The 17,520-nt window shown below is 70.0% G+C and carries 12 protein-coding genes; 5 read left to right on the top strand and 7 right to left on the bottom strand.

Going from position 1 to position 17,520, the window contains the following annotated elements:
• Positions 1-183: 183 nt before the first annotated feature.
• The 6 genes from prsT to AC099J_RS02865 all read right to left on the bottom strand — a co-directional run bounded on the left by prsT (position 184) and on the right by AC099J_RS02865 (position 7,325).
• Positions 184-3,003 (bottom strand): XrtA/PEP-CTERM system TPR-repeat protein PrsT, encoded by a 2,820-nt coding sequence (prsT, locus tag AC099J_RS02890; protein ID WP_479613686.1) that lies wholly within the window; start codon positions 3,001-3,003, stop codon positions 184-186.
• Between the two features lie 156 nt (positions 3,004-3,159).
• On the bottom strand, positions 3,160-3,957 hold the full coding sequence (locus tag AC099J_RS02885) for a PEP-CTERM sorting domain-containing protein (protein ID WP_479613685.1): 798 nt from the start codon (positions 3,955-3,957) through the stop codon (positions 3,160-3,162).
• Positions 3,958-4,337: 380 nt separating this feature from the next.
• On the bottom strand, positions 4,338-5,393 hold the full coding sequence (locus AC099J_RS02880; RefSeq protein ID WP_479613684.1) for a Bug family tripartite tricarboxylate transporter substrate binding protein: 1,056 nt from the start codon (positions 5,391-5,393) through the stop codon (positions 4,338-4,340).
• Between the two features lie 18 nt (positions 5,394-5,411).
• Positions 5,412-6,077 (bottom strand): HAD family hydrolase, encoded by a 666-nt coding sequence (locus AC099J_RS02875; protein WP_479613683.1) that lies wholly within the window; start codon positions 6,075-6,077, stop codon positions 5,412-5,414.
• 71 nt (positions 6,078-6,148) lie between these two features.
• Positions 6,149-6,970, bottom strand: a complete 822-nt coding sequence (locus AC099J_RS02870; RefSeq protein ID WP_479613682.1) for a creatininase family protein — start codon at positions 6,968-6,970, stop codon at positions 6,149-6,151.
• Positions 6,971-7,010: 40 nt separating this feature from the next.
• Positions 7,011-7,325, bottom strand: a complete 315-nt coding sequence (locus AC099J_RS02865) for an EthD family reductase (RefSeq protein WP_479613681.1) — start codon at positions 7,323-7,325, stop codon at positions 7,011-7,013.
• Between the two features lie 102 nt (positions 7,326-7,427).
• Here AC099J_RS02865 and AC099J_RS02860 point away from each other — a divergent pair, with 102 nt between their 5' ends.
• The 5 genes from AC099J_RS02860 to AC099J_RS02840 all read left to right on the top strand — a co-directional run bounded on the left by AC099J_RS02860 (position 7,428) and on the right by AC099J_RS02840 (position 14,678).
• On the top strand, positions 7,428-8,651 hold the full coding sequence (locus AC099J_RS02860; protein ID WP_479613680.1) for a YbfB/YjiJ family MFS transporter: 1,224 nt from the start codon (positions 7,428-7,430) through the stop codon (positions 8,649-8,651).
• On the top strand, positions 8,648-9,661 hold the full coding sequence (locus AC099J_RS02855; protein WP_479613679.1) for a LacI family DNA-binding transcriptional regulator: 1,014 nt from the start codon (positions 8,648-8,650) through the stop codon (positions 9,659-9,661). The genes AC099J_RS02860 and AC099J_RS02855 overlap by 4 nt, the downstream gene beginning before the upstream one ends.
• Before the next feature lie 1,115 nt (positions 9,662-10,776).
• Entirely contained in the window at positions 10,777-11,256 is a 480-nt protein-coding gene (locus tag AC099J_RS02850; protein ID WP_479613678.1) for a hypothetical protein, read from the top strand.
• Between the two features lie 88 nt (positions 11,257-11,344).
• Complete coding sequence (locus AC099J_RS02845) at positions 11,345-13,588, top strand: ATP-dependent DNA helicase (RefSeq protein ID WP_479613677.1); 2,244 nt, start codon at positions 11,345-11,347, stop codon at positions 13,586-13,588.
• Between the two features lie 268 nt (positions 13,589-13,856).
• Positions 13,857-14,678 carry a THxN family PEP-CTERM protein gene (locus AC099J_RS02840; RefSeq protein ID WP_479613676.1) on the top strand — a complete coding sequence of 274 codons (822 nt, stop codon included), beginning with the start codon at positions 13,857-13,859 and terminating at the stop codon, positions 14,676-14,678.
• A 46-nt stretch (positions 14,679-14,724) separates the two neighbouring features.
• Here AC099J_RS02840 and mdeB read toward each other — a convergent pair whose 3' ends face one another.
• Positions 14,725-17,343, bottom strand: a complete 2,619-nt coding sequence (gene mdeB / locus AC099J_RS02835; RefSeq protein ID WP_479613675.1) for an alpha-ketoglutarate dehydrogenase — start codon at positions 17,341-17,343, stop codon at positions 14,725-14,727.
• Between the last annotated feature and the right edge of the window lie 177 nt (positions 17,344-17,520).

The following is a 17,520-nucleotide window of genomic DNA, read 5'->3' as shown; positions in this document are numbered from 1 at the left end:
GACCGCACAAAAAAAAGAAGCGGCGGCTGGTCCCTGGACAAGGGAGAGCCGCGGGGGGGCGGCTCAGATTCGAAAGATGAATGCAGCGGCGAAGTGGTACATCGGAGGCTCCGTGAGTAGCGGGTGTTCGAAAAGCTTAAGCCAAAGCAGTTGGCGCCGCCAGCGAAGAATGCAAGTGGTGCATCAGGAGCTTCCCAGCGCGCCCTTGAGTTGGGCGTAGGTGGCCTTCTGGTCGTCGTCCATGCGGCCGGCCGGCACGGCCTGCAGCGCCGCCAGCGCGCCGGCCCGGTCGCCCGTGGCCAGCAGCTGCTGCGACAGGTGCAGGCGCGGCTGCACCGCCAGGGGCGCCAGGTTGGTCGCTGCGCGCAGCGCCGCGATCGCCTCGTCGTGCCGCCCGGCCTGGGCCAGCGCCATGCCCAGCGTGTCGAGCACGTTGGCGTTGTTGGGCAGCGCGGCGATGGCCTTGCGGCTGTTGGCCAGTGCGTCTGCGCTGCCTGCCAGCACCTGCGCCCAGGCGAGGTCGTTCAGCACCATCGGGTTGTTCGGTGCGGTGGCAGCCAGTTGCTGCAGCAGCTCCACCGCCTGGCGCGGGCGACCCGCATCGAGCGCGCGCTGCGCGGCGAAACCCAGTACCGCCGTGTTGCCCCGAAAACGCCGCATGGCGCCGGCCAGCTCGCCATCTGCGGCGCCCGTGCGGCCGGCGGTGTCGAGCGTGCGCACGACGCGCAGCGTGGCGGCGGGCTCCATGCCGCTGCGCGCGGCCTTGTCGAACTGCACCAGCGCCGCCTCGGTCTTGCCGGTGCGTGCCAGCACATCGCCCTGCAGCAACAGCGCCGCCCCCTTCAGCTCTTCGCGCTCGCCCATCTGGCGCGCGATCGACAGCGCCTCCTCCGGGTTCTTGGGCAAGGCCAGGTCGGCCAGCTCGAGGTAGATGGTCGCGTCGAACGGGCGCTCCTTCAGCAGGGTGCGCAGCAGCGTGGCGGCTTCGGTGCGGCGGCCGGCCGCGGCGTCGAGCCGGGCCAGGCGCAGGCGCCACTCCGGCCGCTGCGGCTGGCTGGCCTGCAGCTTGCGGTAGAGCTCGCGCGCAGGCTCGGTCTGGCCCAGGCGCTCGTGCACGCTGGCCTGCAGGGCCTGCGCCTGGACCGGCGCGCCGTCCAAAGCCGCGCCGGCGCGCGCTGTCGCCAGCGCCAGGTCGTGCTGGCCGGCGCGGAACTGCTCTTCGACCACCGCCTCGCGCAGCGGCATCGATGCCGGCACTGCGGCCAGCCCGCGCTGCAGGATGGCCAGCGGCGCAACACCCGCGCGCACGCCGGCGCTCTCCGTGCTGCGCTGCAGTGCGGCGTACTGCAGAACCACCTGCGCGTTGGCGGGGCCGGCGTCCATTGCCCGGGCGTAACGCGCGCGCAACTCGTCTTGCTGGGCTGGCGTACGGGCCATCGGCGCGAGGGCCACCAGCGCTGCGGCGTGGCCCGGTTCGCGGTCCAGCACGGCCAGCGTCGTGCTCCAGGCCGCGGCCGGTTCGCGTTGCGCCGCCTGCACGGCGGCCAGCGTCAGCCGGGCCTGCGCCGCTTCGGGCAGCAGCGCCAGGCCCCGGTCGGCCAGGCGGCGCGCCTGGTCGAGATAACCCACGCGCAAGGCGGACGCGACGACGCGGCCGCGCAGGCCCGCGTCCTGGCCGCTCGCGGCGGCGGCTTCGTCGAGCAGGCGTGCGGCCTGCAGCTTCTCGCCCAGCCCGGCCCGGGCCTCGGCCAGGCCCAGCATCACGTCGACATTGCCAGGCCGGGCGGCGGCCAGCCCGGCCAGGGTGAGCGCAGCTTCCTTGCGCGCGCCGCGCTTCCACTCGATGTCGGCCTTCATGGTCAACAGCTCCACATCCTGTGGCGCGATCGTCAGCCCGCGGCCGATGACCGCCATGGCTTCGTCCGGCTTGCGGCCGCGCATCTTGCTCTGCACCAGCATGCGCAGCGCGGGCAGTGAGCGCGGATGCTCCTGCGCCAGCGTCTGCAGCCGCTTGTCGGCCAGCAGCAGGTCGCCCTTGCTCAGCTCGGCCGAGGCCGCCAGCAGGCCGACCGGCAGGTGGTGCGGCGACATGACCAGCGCCCTCAATGCCGCGGCATGGCTCTCGTCGACACGCCCCGCTCGCGCAAACAGCAGGGCATCGAGATAGTGCGTCCAGAAAAAATTCGGTGCCTGCTTGCGCAGTTGGTCGCGCACGGCGGCGGCCTCGTCGGTCTTGCCGGCATGGACCAGCGCTTCGCCGTATTCGCCCGTGACGCCCCAGTTCCACGGCGCCGCCGTGTGCGCCCGCCGGATCGCGTCCAGCGCGCGCGCCTGGTCGCCGACGGCGCCTGCCAGGCGTGCAGTGGCCCGCAGCAGCCACCACGGCAGCCGTTCATCGGCCTGCGTCGTGTCGCCAAGCGCTGTCAGCAGCGCCAACGCTTCGGCCACCTGCCCGGTGGTGGCCAGCAGCTGCGCCCGTGCCAGCGTGACCTCGGGCGTGTCCGCGGCGTCCTGCAACTGCTCCTGCGCGCGAGCGGGCTGCTTCTGGCCCACATACGCGATCGCCACCAGCGCACGCAAGCGGCTGTCGTCGTGCCGGTCGGCCAGCCGGCGGTCCTTGAACTCGCGGACCAGCTTGTCGAACTCGGTGCGATCGAGCTGGATGGAGGCGATTCGCAGCAGCAGGTTCTCCGGCCCGCCGGCTTCGACGGCCTTGCGCAGTTGCTGCTCTGCACCGGCCAGGTCATGGACGCGTTCCAGCGCGTCGGCCAGCTGCGCGCGGGCGACGGCCGAGCCGGGTTCGGCCTGCACGGCGTTCTTGAATTCGATGACGGCTTCGCGGTACTTGCCGGCTTCCAGGTAGTGCCGGCCCGCTGTGGCGTAGTCGCCCTGCCGCTGGCATCCGCCCAGCAGCGCGAGCGTGGCCAGGACGATCGCCAGACAATCCGATCCGAAGACCCGCGAACGGGCGGCGCCAGGGGTGCGGTGCAGGGACATGGTCATGGAAGACTCTCTGAAAAAAGCGCTGCCGCGCCAGTTCGGTCCGAGGGGATGCGCGGCCCGCACATGCGCGCGGCCGGCGGGGCCCGGGCAGCTCGCCCGCCCAGGCCCGAAAGGAAAGGGCCGGTCAGGCCGGCCCTGGGTGCAGCCGCTGGCGGCTTAGCGAGCGGCCTTGCGGCGGCGCATGCCGACCAGGCCCAGCAGGCCGGCGGCGCACAGCAGCGCGGTGGCTGGCTCAGGCACGTCGTTGCCGGGCGGGGGTGCCGTGGCGCCGAAGCCGTCCAGGTAGATGTAGCCTTCGTGCGCGGTCGGGCCGCAATCGGACGCCAGCACCGTCAGCGTGAAGTCGTTGCCCAGACGCGTGGCGTCGATGACCAGGTTCTCGATCTGCCAGTCCGCCGTGTAGAAGTAGCTGCCCGCCTGGGTGAAGCGGCTGTCGACACCGCCACCGCCGCCAACGGCGTTGTAGATGCGCGAGATCGGCGTGTCACCGCGGGTCAAGTCCTTCAGCTCGATGATCATCGCGGCCGACTGCTGCGCCGAGTGGCCACCGTTTTCGAGCACCGCCAACCAGGCGAAGAAGATGTTCGAGTCGGTGTAGTTGGTCACCGTCTGGCTGGCCACGGAGACGTAACCGCCGGTCGTCGTGTCCTCCACGCGCAACGAGTGGGAGCCACCGTAGACGATGTTGGGCATCAAAGCGCCGAAGGTCGGGTCCAGACCTGGGCTGACCACCTGCGAATGCGTGGTCGCGATCGCTGCGCTATAGAGAGACCCACCGGGCAGGTAGTCGCTCGGGTTCATCGTGCTCAGGTTCTGGCCGTTGCGGTCGCCGCCGCCGATGGTCCAGCCTGTGGCCGTCCCGTCGTCGAAGCCGCCGTTGACGAAACCTGCTGCTTGTGACAGGGCTGCCGTGGTCAGCGTCACCGCCGCCACTACGAATGCTTTCAGTCTCATATGTGTTCTCCTGCTTGGTTCCGATCCCCATGACCGGCCCAGACACATAGCAATCCATAGGCCAATTCGTAACTTATCTGTAACACCCTGATTAAGAAGACTTATTTCACGTGTGGGATTTTTCTTGTCAATGATATGTAAGCTATATCGACCAAATCGCACGATGTTTTTGCACTCTTTGCTGAAAATCCAGCGCTTTGCATGCAATCGATCCGGACTTGTGCGGCGCTCGCGCAGCGCCGGCGTCGGCTGCGGTCGGGAGCCGACCCACAAAAAAGCCGGGGCGCATGGCCCCGGCTTCGGTCTTTGTGCACTTCGCTTTTGTGCACTTCGCGATACTGCGCCCCCAACGCGCGGCCTGGGCCGCCGGGGGCCGCCGCTCACTCGGCCCGGATGTCGTTGGCCTTCACGATATCGCCATAGCGCTTGTAGTAGTCACGCGTCAGCTTGGCCAACTGCTCGGGCGTGCCACCACCGGGCTCATCGCCGCGTTCCACGATGCCTTTTTGGATGTTGGCGTCCCCCAGGGCCGCGTTCATCGCAGCGTTGGTCTTCTGCACGATGTCGGCGGGCAGGCCGGGCGGGCCGTACAGGCCGATGAACGAGATCAGCTCGAAATCCTTCAGTCCCGCCTCGGCCGCGGTCGGCACATCGGGGAAGGCCGGCACGCGCTTGGCGCCGGTCACGATCAGTGGACGCAGCTGGCCCGACTTGATGAACGGCGCCACCACCGAGGCGGCGTCGAACATGGCGCTGACGCGCCCGGCGATCAGGTCGGTCATGGCCAGGCTGCTGCCCTTGTAGGGGATGTGGTTCATCTTGGGCTTGCCGATCCGCTCGCGGAACATCTCCATGGCCACCTGGGTCAGGCTGCCGGGGCCGCCGCTGCCGTAGTCGATGTCCTTGCCCGCCTGGTCCTGCGCTTTCACCCAGGCGGTGAATTCGGCGAGGTTCTTGGCGGCAACCGATGTCGGCACCACCAGCACCAGCGCGGACTGCAGCAGCAGGCCGATGGGCGTCAGCTTCAGCGGATCGGCCACGGCCGTGTTGCGGTAGGTGTGCGGATTCAGCGTGATGACGCCGTTGCCCACCAGCAGGCGGTAGCCATCGGGTGCGGCCTTCATGACGTTGTCGGTGCCGATGTTGCCGCCGGCGCCGGCCTTGTTGTCGATCACCACGCCCTGGCCCAGCACCTTCTGCATGCCGACGGTGACCATGCGGCCGGCGAAGTCGGTCTGGCCGCCCGGCGGGTAGCCCACGACCAGCGTCACGGCCTTGGTGGGCCAGGCGCTCTGGCCCCAGGCGGGGGCACCTGCGGCGGCCAGGCCCGCAGCGGTGAGGCCCCACTGCAGCGCCGTGCGGCGTGACACCGGTGTGGGACCTGGCAGGGACGGGGGCCCGAAAGAGGGCACGGCGCAATGGTCGGTGGAATGCATCGGGAGTCTCCTTGTGGTTCAGCCGCCGCGCGCTGACAGGGTGGCCAGCCGACCGGGCAGTTCCCGCAGGCTGGCAATCCGCTCGACGTGCGGGCCGATATTAGGCGGCAGTTCCTCCTCGTGCGTGCCGAGGGCAAACACCGTCATGCCCGCCGCCAGGCCGGCCTGCATGCCGGGCAGGCTGTCCTCGACCACGGCACAGTGCTCGGGCGCCACGCCCAGCGCGGCGGCCGCGTGCAGGTACAGATCGGGAGCAGGCTTGAAGCGGCCAATGTCGTAGGCGCTGAAGATCGCCCCCTCGAACAGCGGCAACAGGCCGCACAGGCCCAGTGTCAACTCTGTCTTGTGGCGCGGGCCGTTGGTGGCCACGCAGCACGGCATGGCCAGGCCGGCGACGACTTCGTGCGCGCCGGCCATGGGCTGCAGGCGCTCTCGGAACAGCTGCGCCATGCGCGCACGCAGCGTCTGCTCGAAGTCGGCCGGCAACGGCTCCGGCACGTGCTGCTGCACGAAGGCGATCTGCGTCGCCATGCTGGCGCCCTTGTGCCGGGCCAGTGCGTCGGCCGCAGCCGGTGGCAGGCCATGCAGGGCGCCATGCTCCTGCAGCGCCTGCAGGCCCAGCGGTTCGCTGTCGACCAGCGTGCCGTCGCAATCGAAGATCACGGCGTGGATGTAGTGGTTCATGGTGGCGAAGTGGGGGTGGTTGGTGGCGATGCGGGGCAGGGGTGGAGCGGCGCGGTGCCGCCGAGGCAGCGCTAGCCCAGGTCGGGCCGGTCCACCAGCGTGGACAACGGCAGGCTGCTGATCTCGCCCAGCAGTGCTGCCAGTTGCAGCCCCGCCGCCTCGACCACCACCCGCCCCTTGTCGCCCGTGGCCACGGCCGCGTTGCCGGCCGCGCCCGTGCGGTTGTAGTCCTGCATCTGCCAGCCCAGCTTGGCACTCTTGCCGTTGCCCAGGATGGGGTAGAGCGCGGCGCGGTCCTGCGAGGTGGACCGGAAGTCACGCGCCTGCGCCATGTCCACGTGGGCAGGGTCCAGCGCCAGCATCATCGACGTTTCGATGTCACCGCCGTGGATGCCGAAGCGGTGCTCCTGCGCGCTGAACAGGCCGTCCACCGCGTCGCCCAGCGGCAGGTTGAACCAGCTGCAGTGGTAGCAGATGAGCTCGCAACGCGTGCGCAGGTCGCGCGCCACGATGTCCAGGATGGAGACCTGTCCGCCGTGGCTGTTGAGCAGCAGCAGCTTGCGCAGGCCGGCGCGCGCCACCGATTCGCCGATCTCCGTCCACAGGCGGATGGTGGTCTCGGCCGACAGGCTGAGCGTGCCGGGAAAGCGCTGGTGCTCGTTGCTGCGTCCCACTGCCTGCGTCGGCAGAAACAGCACCGGCAGCGCCGCTGGCAGGTGCGGCAGCGCGGCGGCGATGACGCCATCGACCAGCACCGTGTCGACGCTCACCGGCAGGTGCGGGCCATGCTGCTCGATGGCGGCCACCGGCAGCACGGCCACCGTGGCGGCCGGGTCCAGCCGGGCGAAATCGCGGGTCGTGAGGTCGGCCCAGAAACGGGAGGAAAGCGTCATGCGGCCATGGTACGCAATGGGCTGCCCGCCCCGAGCGACGTCAACCGACGACAACCTCGCTGATCTGCAGCACGGGTTGCAGATCGGTGTAGTTGGCGATGTCGCCCATGATCTCCTTGGCGTGCGGCCCGAACCCCGCCTGGAACGCCTCGACGCTGCCGCACAACAGGTGGCCGATGGCCACGTAGGTCGGCGGCGCACCGGGCGCGCCACCGGCCAGGCCCTTGTCGACGGTGTAGGAAGTGCACGCCTCGCCCAGGCGCGCCTTCACCATGGGCATGTGCTTGTCGCGGTAATAGGCATGGTCGAAACGGGCCCCGGGCGTGTGCGGGTACATGACGCTGACTTTGATCATTCGTGTGTCTCCTTGCCGACGGCCCAACGCCGCCGTGGGCAGCATCATGCCGCGTCTGCGGCGTTGACCTAACATGCGCCCGCCCTTGCGCCCCACCTCCACATGCCTTCCCCACCCCCCGGCCCCTGGGCCATCGCCGCCACCGGCGCCGTGGCCCTGGCCACGGCCATGGGCATCGGCCGTTTCGCCTTCACGCCGCTGTTGCCGATGATGCTGCACGACGGCGTGCTCGATCTGGCCGGCGCCAGCTGGCTGGCCAGCGCCAACTACCTGGGGTACCTGATCGGCGCCATCCTGTGCACCATGCAGCCGTGGATCTGGCGGCGCATCGGCAACCCGCCGCCGCCGGATGCAGCCGCCATGGTGCGGGGCGGCCTGGTCGCCACCACGCTGCTGACGCTGGCCATGGCCATTCCCTGGCCAGCAGCCTGGCCGGCGCTGCGCCTGGCCGCCGGCGTGGCCAGCGCCTGCGTGTTCGTCTACGTCTCGGGCTGGTGCCTGGCGCAGCTGGCACGGCGCGGGCGTGCGGCGCTCGGCGGGATGATCTATGTCGGCCCGGGCACCGGCATCGTGCTGAGCGGGCTGATCGCCGGCGCCATCGTGGCCGGGGCGGGCAGCGCGTGGATGGGCTGGGTGGTCTTCGGCCTGCTGGCCGGCGTGCTGACCGTTGCCGTGCGCCCGGTGCTGCTACGCGGCACCTTGCCGCTGGCCGCAGACAGCGGCACCGGCCCGGCCGGCCCCGGCCGCAGCGCGCCGCGCGGCGAGGTCGCTCTCTTGATCGCCGGCTACGGCTGCGCCGGCTTCGGCTACATCATCACGGCCACGTTCTTGCCGGTGATCGCGCGGCAGGCGCTACCGGGCTCGCCCTGGCTGGATCTGTTCTGGCCGATCTTCGGGCTGGGCGTGATCGCCGGCGCGATGCTGACCACGCGCGTCTCGCTCGCCCATGACATGCGCCACCTGCTGGCCGGCTGCCACGCGGTGCAGGCCGTGGGCGTTCTGGCCAGCCTGGTCAGCCCCAGCTTGCCGGGCTTTGTGCTGGGCAGCGCGCTGCTGGGCCTGCCGTTCACGGCCATCACCTACTTCGCGATGCAGGAGATCCGCCGCCTGCAGCCGCAGCAGGCCGCCAGCTTCATGGGGCTGGCGACCGCGCTGTACGGCATCGGGCAGGTGGCCGGGCCGCCGCTGGTAGCGGTGCTGGTCGCATGGAGCGGCTCGGCCGCGCGCGGGTTCACGCTGTCGCTGCTGACCGCGACCGGCGCGCTCTTGCTGGGCGCGGCGCTGTATCTGGTGGGGGCGCGGCGCTACCCCAAGGCACGACCATGACGCGTCTCGCGCCTGCCCTCCCCCGGCCCGCCACCATCCAGGACGTGGCGCGGCTGGCAGGCGTCTCGGCGATGACCGTCTCGCGTGCCTTCAACGCGCCCGACAAGGTGTCGCCCGCCACATTGAAACGCGTGCGCGCGGCCGTGGACGAGACCAGCTTCGTGCCCAACGCCATGGCCAGCGGGTTGCGGCTGTCGCGCGCGCGCTTGGTCTCGGCCCTGCTGCCCACGCTGGTCGGCCCGGTCTTCCAGGAGATGGTGGAGGCGCTGGACCACGCGCTGCACGCACGCGGCTACCAGCTGATGATCGGCCAGAGCGGCTACGACCACACGCGGGAAGAGCAGTTGCTCACGACCATCATCCAGCGGCGCCCCGACGGCATCGTCATGGCCGGGCTGGTGCAATCAGCGCAAGCGCGGCGCGCGCTGCTGGCCTCGCGCATCCCGGTGGTGGAGACCTGGGACCTGACGGACACCCCGGTGGACATGCTGGTCGGCTTCTCGCACGTGGAAATCGGCAAGGCGGTGCTGGACTTTTTGCACGCGCGCGGCCACCGCCGCGTCGGCCTGATCAGCGCCGACGACCAGCGCGCGCGTCGCCGCCTGGCGGGCTATGCCGACTGCGCGCGTGCGCGTGGGCTGCCCGAGGTGGCCACTACCTTCACCGTGCCGCCCAGTACCTTGGGCGCGGGCCGTGCCGGGCTGGCCGAGCTGCTGGCGCGCGACGCCGGCATCACGGCCGTGTTCTGCAGCTCCGACATGCTGGCGCTGGGGGCGCTGATCGAGGCGAAGCAGCGCGGCATCGACGTGCCGGGCCAACTGGCCGTGATCGGCCTGGGCGACCAGGGATTCGCTGCCGACGCCACGCCGCCATTGACCACCGTGCGGATCGACGGCACGCGCATCGGCCGCCTGGCTGCGCAGATGGTGGTGGACCGTGCCGAGCGCGGCACGACCGATGCCGAGCGCGTCGACATCGGTTTTGCGATCGTCGAACGCGAGAGTGCCTGAGTGCCTGAGTGCCTGAGTGCCTGAGTGGCTGAGTGGCTGAGTGGCTGAGCGTTATGCCTTTCAAGGTCGTTGCAATCGAGAGGCCGGCCTGGGCAGGGCCGCCCGGCCTGGGGTGTCCGCCGTGGCCGCCCGGTGGACGCGTCCCTCGCCCAGGGGCTCGGGCAGCCTGCGGTGCTCGGCCTGCGGGCGCATTGCACAACTCGCACCACTCCCTTTGTTCGTTCACCTCGAACAAGTGCAATGAGCCAGTCATTGAAGCGTGCTGCGCCGCCGCCCGCAGTCCTGCGCTCCTCGGCGCGGCCACAGGTTGGCCACGGCGGGCACCCCAGGCCGGGCTACGTTGCTGGTGGCTGGAGCGCTGTCGGGGGACAGGCTCGCGTGACGCTGGCTCGCGCGCTCCGGACTACTGGTGGGCCCTCTCGTCGGGCTACACGCGGGCCGTGTCGTCGGGCCACCAGCGGCCCCTCTCGCCGGCCTACCAGCGCGCACCTTGCATCGGAGTCAGCCGCACCGAGCCCGGCATGGGGTACCCCCAGGGCCGGCCCTGCAGATGCGCCGAGGAGCGCAGCGGCATGGGCGGCGGCGCAGCACGCTCCGTAAACTGACTCATTGCACCTGTTCGAGGTGAACGAACGAAGTGAGTGGTGCGAGTTGTGCAATGCGCCCATGCCGCGAGCACCGCAGGGGACCCCGAGCCCCTGGGCGAGGGGCGCTGAGCCGGGCCGGCCCTGGGGGTGCCCCATGCCGGGCGGCCCCCAGCACACCTGACACACCTGACACACCTGGCACACACCAGCGTGAAGACCTTGAAAGGCATCGGACTGCGTGCCTCGGTGTCGTCCGAGGTTCGGCTTATCGTGCGGATCTTCAAGCTCCACAGGGCCACCGCCTTGGCCCCCCATGCGAGGCCCTTGCGCGGCCGCGACGGGATGTGCTGCGACACCGGGCGTGTATCCCTGGCGAACTGCCGGGGAACCTGTCGAGGGGACAATCTCCACACTTTGCATTGCGCCGTGTCGAACAACCCGCAACCGTACCTCCGCTGCTTGCGCGCGATGCCCGGATGCGAGGCGTAGGCCGATGCTGTGCCGTGGCCCCGTCCTGAAAGCTCTCAGATGCCCCGCCTGCACACCGTGCTCCTGACCTCGATCAGCCTGCTGGCCAGCGCTGCGTTCGCGCAAGTGCAGGACGACCCTCTGCAGTCGCCCGCCTGCCTGGCAGCCCGGCAACGCCTGGACGCGGCGCAGGCCGACGCGCAGCGCCTGACGCCGCAATTGCGCGCGCTGCGCCGGCAGGTGGCCGACGTGTGCCTGCGCGCCCGCGCCGATGCGCCGCGCGCCGCGCGCCTGGCACGGCCGGCCGAGGCCGTGCCCTCCACCATCGCCCCGCCGCCGCAGGTTGCGGCGCCGGCCGCCCTGCCCAGGCCTGCCGTGCCCGCCGCTCCCTCGGCACCCCAGCCCGCACAGGTGACGCGCTGCGACGCCGGCGGCTGCTGGGACAGCAGTGGCCAGCGCCTGAACCGCAGCGGCGCCCTGCTGGTCAATCCGCAGGGGCAGATGTGCACGCAGCAGGGGACGGTGCTGGTCTGCCCGTGAAGGCGCGCCCGCAAGCCCCCAGCGCCACACATCGCAGCGCACGCCACAGCCCGCCAGACGCCTGCCACGCGGCGCATACCATCGGTCCATGGACTACCTGATCGCCGTGCGCGCCCTGTGCGAGTTCACGGCCAAGCAGGGCGACCTGGACCTGCGTTTCACGCCCGCGCCCACGGCGCTCGAAGGCATTGCCGGCCACGCGCTGGTGACCGGACGGCGCGGCCCGCACTACGAAGCCGAAGTACACCTGGAAGGCTGCGTGGGGCCAGTGCGAGTCCGCGGCCGGGCCGATGGCTTCGACGCCTCTCGGAACCGGCTCGAAGAAATCAAGACGCACCGCGGCGACCTGTCGCGCCAGAGCGCGCACCAGCGCCACCTGCACTGGGCGCAGCTGAAGGTCTACGGCGCGCTGCTGTGCGCCGCGCGCGGCCTGCCCGAGCTCACGCTGGCTCTGGTCTATTTCGAACTGGGCAGCCAGCACGAGACCGCTTTCGAGGAACGCCACGACGCGCAAGCGCTGCAGGCCTTCTTCGAGGACCAGTGCCGTCGCTTCCTGGCCTGGGCCGAGCAGGAGCTGGCACACCGACAGGCGCGCGATGCGGCGTTGGCGGCCCTGGCGTTTCCGCATGCCGAATTTCGCCCCGGCCAACGCACGCTGGCCGAAGCCGTCTACCGCGTCGCCGCGCATGGCCGCTGCCTGCTGGCACAAGCCCCCACCGGCATCGGCAAGACGGTGGGCACGCTGTTCCCGCTGCTCAAGGCCGCGCCCGGCCAGCGGCTGGACAAGATCGTCTACCTGGCCGCCAAGACGCCCGGCCGCCAATTGGCGCTGGACGCACTGGCGCGCATTGCCGCGCCCGGCACGCCGTTGCGGGTGCTGGAGCTGACCGCGCGCGACAAAGCCTGCGAACACCCGGACAAGGCTTGCCACGGCGATTCCTGCCCGCTGGCGCGCGGCTTTTACGACCGGCTGCCGGCCGCGCGCGCAGCCGCCGTGGCGGCCGGGCCGCAGCACCGCACAGCGTTGCGCGCCGTGGCGCTGGCCCATGCGGTGTGCCCGTATTACCTCGGCCAGGAGCTGGCACGCTGGGCCGACGTGGTGGTGGGCGACTACAACTACTGGTTCGACGGCAGCGCCATGCTGCACGCGCTGGCGCAGCAAAACGAATGGCGCGTCGGCGTGCTGGTCGACGAGGCACACAACCTGGTGGAGCGCGGGCGGGGCATGTACACCGGCGAGATGCAGCGTGCCGACCTGCGCGCCCTCAAGCGTGGCGCCCCCGCGCCCGTGCGCAAGGCACTGGAGCGGCTGGAGCGCCACTGGCGCGCGCTGCTCAAAGAGAGCGCGGACGACTACACCGTGCGCGATGCTCTGCCCGACGCCTGGTTGGACGCGCTGCAGCAAGCGGCCACCGCCCTGGGTGAGCATTTCGCCGAGACTGCCGCCACGCCGCCGGATGCAGACTTGCAGCAGTTCTGGTTCGAGGCGCTGCAGTTCCTGCGGCTGGCGCAAAGCTTCGGCACGCATTCCCTGGTCGACATCACGCGCACGCCGGGTGGCGCGGTGCTGTGCATCCGCAACCTGCTGCCCGGCCACTTTCTCGGCCCGCGGCTGGCGGCGGCGCAGACGGCCACGCTGTTCTCGGCCACGCTCAGCCCCACGGCGTTCTACCGCGACACGCTGGGCCTGCCGGCCGAGACGGCCTGGGTCGACGTGCCATCGCCCTACACGGCCGGCCAGCTGGCGGTGCGCGTGGCCGGCGGCATCTCCACCCGCTTCGCCGACCGCCAGGCCTCGGCCGCGCCGATTGCCGCGTTGATCGCCGCGCAGCACCGGGCGGCGCCGGGCAACTACCTGGCCTTCTTCAGCAGCTTCGACTACCTGGACATGGTGGCGGCGCAGTTCGAGGCAGCGCACCCGACCATCACGACATGGCGCCAATCGCGCCGCATGCGCGAGGACGAGCGTCAGGCATTTCTGGAGCGCTTCGTCCCCGGCGGCGCCGGCATCGGCTTTGCGGTGCTGGGCGGCAGCTTCGCCGAAGGGGTGGACCTGCCGGGCGATCGGCTGATCGGCGCCTTCGTCGCCACGCTGGGCCTGCCCCAGATCAACCCGGTCAACGAGGTCATGCGCCGGCGCATGCAGGACGCCTTTGGCGCCGGCTACGACTACACCTACCTGTACCCAGGTCTGCGCAAGGTGGTGCAGGCGGCGGGCCGCGTCATCCGCACGCGCGAGGACCGGGGCGTGGTGGTGCTGATCGACGAGCGCTACACGCGCCGCGCCGTGCAGGCGCTGTTGCCCGCCTGGTGGCAGGTGCAGGCGGAGTGACCGGCTGGCTTGTCCTCAATGAGCGCAAATGTACCGAGAGCATTCGAGCTGATCGTAAGCTATTGATTTTGTTGAGTTTCAAAATGTAGCCAAATGGCGCGTCGGCCTGATTGACAGCGTTTTGTACTCAAAACGCTCTTTCCGGTTCAACGCATTGAATCCAAAGGACAAACCTTCAAGGGCATGTGGTTTGCGTACAGCTGAGTATCAACTTATCGGTTGATCGCGTGATGCACCAATCGTCCCGCGCACATCCTGGAGATCCTCTATGCACTTCCCACACGTCAAAACCCGCCTGGCCCAACTGGGCCTGGCATGCGTTGCCACCTTTGCAGCAGCGTCCGCCTCGGCAGCCCCCATCGCCAACTGGGACTACATCGTCACCAGCGCGTTCGTCACCACCCCCGGTGCGACCACCTTCGTAGGCGAAGGTGCTGGCACCGCCAACGGCTGCGAGATCATCGGCGCCACCTCGATCACCTGGGGCTCCTGCGCCACGGGCGGCCCGCGCAGCGGCATCGGCATCACCAACACCCCGCGCACCGGCACGCTGGTGACCGACGGCGCTCCCGCCCCGGCCAACACCTACACCCACAGCAACTTCCCATTGAGCTCGGCCTTCGCCACGCTCACCAGCGCCACGATCTCGGCCACGTTGGGCCTGCGCCCGCAGGGTTCGACGGACCCCTACGCCTACCAAACGGCGACTTACAACATCCGCTTCGAAGAAACCTTGAACCAGGCGCCCTGCACGGTCACCAGCCCCACGCCCTGCAACGACATCTGGGTGCTCGATGGCTCGCTGAATGCCGCGACCATCATCGATGACACGCAGTACTTCTTCAGCTTCTTCGCCGCCCCGGCCTTGGGCGCGCTGACGCCCGCCGCCTGCGCCGCCGTTGGCGCGCCCTCGCCTTGCACCGGTTTCACCACCGTCGAAGGCGCCGCCAACGCGGTGAACTTCGCGCTGACCGTGACCAGCCAGCCCGTCACCATCGACGTGCCGGAGCCCGCCTCCATCGCACTGCTGGGCGTCGGCCTGCTGGGCCTGGCCGGCGTGCGCGCACGCAGGTCGCGTCGCAACGCCTGATCGCCGGCGTCACGCCAACCCTTCACCCCGCCTCGGCGGGGTTTTTTCATGCCTGTAGCGCAGCGCGCGCAGCCGCCACCACGGCGGCTGCATCGACACCGAAGAACTGCCGCAGTGCAGCCCGCGTGTCGCTGCGGCCGAAGCCGTCCGTGCCCAGCGTCACGTAGCGCCGGCCATCCGGCAGCCAGGCGCGCACGCTCTCGGGCACGGCGCGCACATAGTCGGTCGCGGCGATGACGGGGCCGGCGCTGTCCTGCAGCAGCGTGGCGATATAGGGGCTGGCACCGGCTGCGCCATCACGCGCCAGCTCGCTCCAACTGGTGATGCTGAACACGGTGACGGCCATGCCATCGGCAGCCAGTTGCCCGGCCGCCTTCAGCACCTCGGTCAAGATGGCGCCAGAGCCAAGCAAGGTGACTGACGCGCCGTCCGCCGGGCCGAAGCGACCGAAGCAGTAGCCGCCGCGCACCACGCCATCTGCCGCGCCCTCGGGCAGGCTGGGCTGGGCGTAGTTCTCGTTCATGAGCGTGACGTAGTAGAAAACGTCCTTCTGCTCGACCAGCATCTCGCGCATGCCCGCGTCCACGATCACGGCCATCTCGCCGGCGAACGCCGGGTCGTAGGCCTTGCAATTGGGGATCGTCGCGGCGATCAGGTGGCTGCTGCCATCCTGGTGCTGCAGGCCCTCGCCGCCCAGCGTGGTGCGGCCCGATGTCGCGCCCAGCAGAAAGCCGCGCGGGCGCTGGTCGGCCGCAGCCCAGATCTGGTCGCCCACGCGCTGGAAGCCGAACATCGAGTAGTAGATGTAGAACGGCAGCATCGACACGCCATGCACGCTGTAGCTGGTGGCCGCCGCTGTCCAGCTGGCGATCGCGCCGGCCTCGCTGATCCCTTCTTCCAGGATCTGCCCGTCCAGCGCTTCGCGGTAGCTCAGCACCGAGCCGATGTCTTCCGGCGCATAGCGCTGGCCCACGCTGCTGTAGATGCCAACCTGCTTGAACAGATTGGCCATGCCGAAGGTGCGCGCCTCATCGGCCACGATGGGCACGATGCGCGGCCCCAGCTGCGGGTCTTTCAACAGCTGGCCCAGCATGCGCACGAAGGCCATGGTGGTGCTCATGTCCTTGCCGTCTGCGGCCAGCGCGAACTGGGCAACGCTGGCCAGGTCGGGCACGCTCAAGCGGTCGCACACGGTCTCGCGCTTGGGCAGGTAGCCGCCCAGGGCCTGGCGGTGGGCGTGCAGGTACCGCATCTCGGGGCTGTCATCGGCCGGTTTGTAGAACGAGAGCGAAGTGGCCTGCTCGTCGGTGAGCGGCAGGTCGAAGCGGTTGCGGAAAGCGATGAGGTCGGTCTCATCGAACTTCTTCTGGCTGTGCGTGGTCATCTTGCCCTGGCCCGCCGCGCCCATGCCGTAGCCCTTCTTGGTGTGGGCCAGGATCACGGTGGGCTGGCCGGTGTGGGCGGCAGCCGAGGCATAGGCGGCGTGGATCTTCACCAGGTCGTGCCCGCCCCGGCGCAAGCGGTCGATCTGCTCGTCGGTCATGCCCTGGGCCAGGCGCGCCAGCTCCGGGTTCTGGCCGAAGAAGTGCTCGCGGTTGTAGCGCCCGTCCTTGGCGGCGAAGGTCTGCATCTGGCCGTCCACCGTGTGCGCGAAAGCGCGGGTCAGCGCGCCTTCGGTGTCGCGCGCAAACAGGCCATCCCAGTCGCTGCCCCAGACCAGCTTGATGACGTTCCAGCCGGCGCCGGCGAACAGCTTTTCCAGCTCGTCGATGATGCGGCCGTTGCCGCGCACCGGTCCATCGAGCCGCTGCAGGTTGCAGTTGACGACCCAGACCAGGTTGTCCAGCCCTTCGCGCGCGGCCAGCGTCAGCGCGCTCATGGACTCGGGCTCGTCCATCTCGCCGTCGCCGAACACGCCCCAGACTTTGCGTTGCTGGCAATCGAGCAGCTGGCGGTGCGTCAGGTAGCGCATGAAGCGCGCGTGGTAGATCGAGCTGATGGGGCCGATGCCCATGGAGCCGGTGGGGAACTGCCAGAAGTCCGGCATCAGCCAGGGGTGCGGGTAGCTGGACAGGCCCCGTGCGCCGGCCGCAGGGGCCGTGAGCTCCTGGCGGTAGTGCAACAGATCGGCTTCGGTCAGCCGGCCCTCCAGAAAGGCGCGGGCATAGACGCCCGGTGCGCTGTGCGGCTGGAAGAACACCAGGTCGCCCCGGTTCTGGCCGCCGCCCAGGCCCTGACGGGCGTGGAAGAAGTGGTTGAAGCCCACTTCGAACAGATCGGCCGCGCTCGCATAACTGGCAATGTGGCCCCCCAGCTCGCCATAAGCCTGGTTGGCCCGCACCACCATCGCCAGGGCGTTCCAGCGCATCAGCGACGCAAGCCGCTCCTCGACGGCCAGGTCGCCGGGGAACACCGGCTGCTGCTCCACGGCGATGGTGTTGAAGTACGGCGTGCTGAGCTCGGGCTGCCAGCCGATGCGCTGGGCGCGGGCCACGCGGGCCAGCTCGTCCAGCATCCAGCGTGCGCGCTCGGGGCCGCCGCTGGCCACCAGCGCGGCAAAGGATTCGCGCCATTCGGCGGTTTCCTGTGGATCGGAATCGTGCGGTGGCGGTGTGTCGGCGGGCTGCGGTTGCAGCAACTGGGCGATCGCATGGGGGGCGTTCATGGGGGTCCCGGGTCTGGTGATGCACACACTTTAGGCGGTCTTGCGCGCCGGCAACGCAAGACCCTGGGCAGCCCCCGGACCGCACTGGCGGCGGTCCCGTTGCTGCCCCTCTCAAACTCTGCTACAAGCAGTTGCAACTAAACGCGCACATGTAGCGCGGAGATTTCGGCACAAAAG

The organism is Rhodoferax sp. RT4P68, from assembly GCF_056521305.1.
The sequence above is the reverse complement of the archived record's forward strand: the minus strand, read 5'-3'. Positions and strand labels throughout refer to the sequence as shown.

Excerpts from the sequence above, each read along its gene's own strand:
- prsT (WP_479613686.1), bottom strand. The coding sequence starts at position 3,003 with ATGACCATGTCCCTGCACCGCACCCCTGGCGCCGCCCGTTCGCGGGTC.
- AC099J_RS02885 (WP_479613685.1), bottom strand. The coding sequence starts at position 3,957 with ATGAGACTGAAAGCATTCGTAGTGGCGGCGGTGACGCTGACCACGGCA.
- AC099J_RS02880 (WP_479613684.1), bottom strand. The coding sequence starts at position 5,393 with ATGCATTCCACCGACCATTGCGCCGTGCCCTCTTTCGGGCCCCCGTCC.
- AC099J_RS02875 (WP_479613683.1), bottom strand. The coding sequence starts at position 6,077 with ATGAACCACTACATCCACGCCGTGATCTTCGATTGCGACGGCACGCTG.
- AC099J_RS02870 (WP_479613682.1), bottom strand. The coding sequence starts at position 6,970 with ATGACGCTTTCCTCCCGTTTCTGGGCCGACCTCACGACCCGCGATTTC.
- AC099J_RS02865 (WP_479613681.1), bottom strand. The coding sequence starts at position 7,325 with ATGATCAAAGTCAGCGTCATGTACCCGCACACGCCCGGGGCCCGTTTC.
- AC099J_RS02860 (WP_479613680.1), top strand. The coding sequence starts at position 7,428 with ATGCCTTCCCCACCCCCCGGCCCCTGGGCCATCGCCGCCACCGGCGCC.
- AC099J_RS02855 (WP_479613679.1), top strand. The coding sequence starts at position 8,648 with ATGACGCGTCTCGCGCCTGCCCTCCCCCGGCCCGCCACCATCCAGGAC.
- AC099J_RS02850 (WP_479613678.1), top strand. The coding sequence starts at position 10,777 with ATGCCCCGCCTGCACACCGTGCTCCTGACCTCGATCAGCCTGCTGGCC.
- AC099J_RS02845 (WP_479613677.1), top strand. The coding sequence starts at position 11,345 with ATGGACTACCTGATCGCCGTGCGCGCCCTGTGCGAGTTCACGGCCAAG.
- AC099J_RS02840 (WP_479613676.1), top strand. The coding sequence starts at position 13,857 with ATGCACTTCCCACACGTCAAAACCCGCCTGGCCCAACTGGGCCTGGCA.
- mdeB (WP_479613675.1), bottom strand. The coding sequence starts at position 17,343 with ATGAACGCCCCCCATGCGATCGCCCAGTTGCTGCAACCGCAGCCCGCC.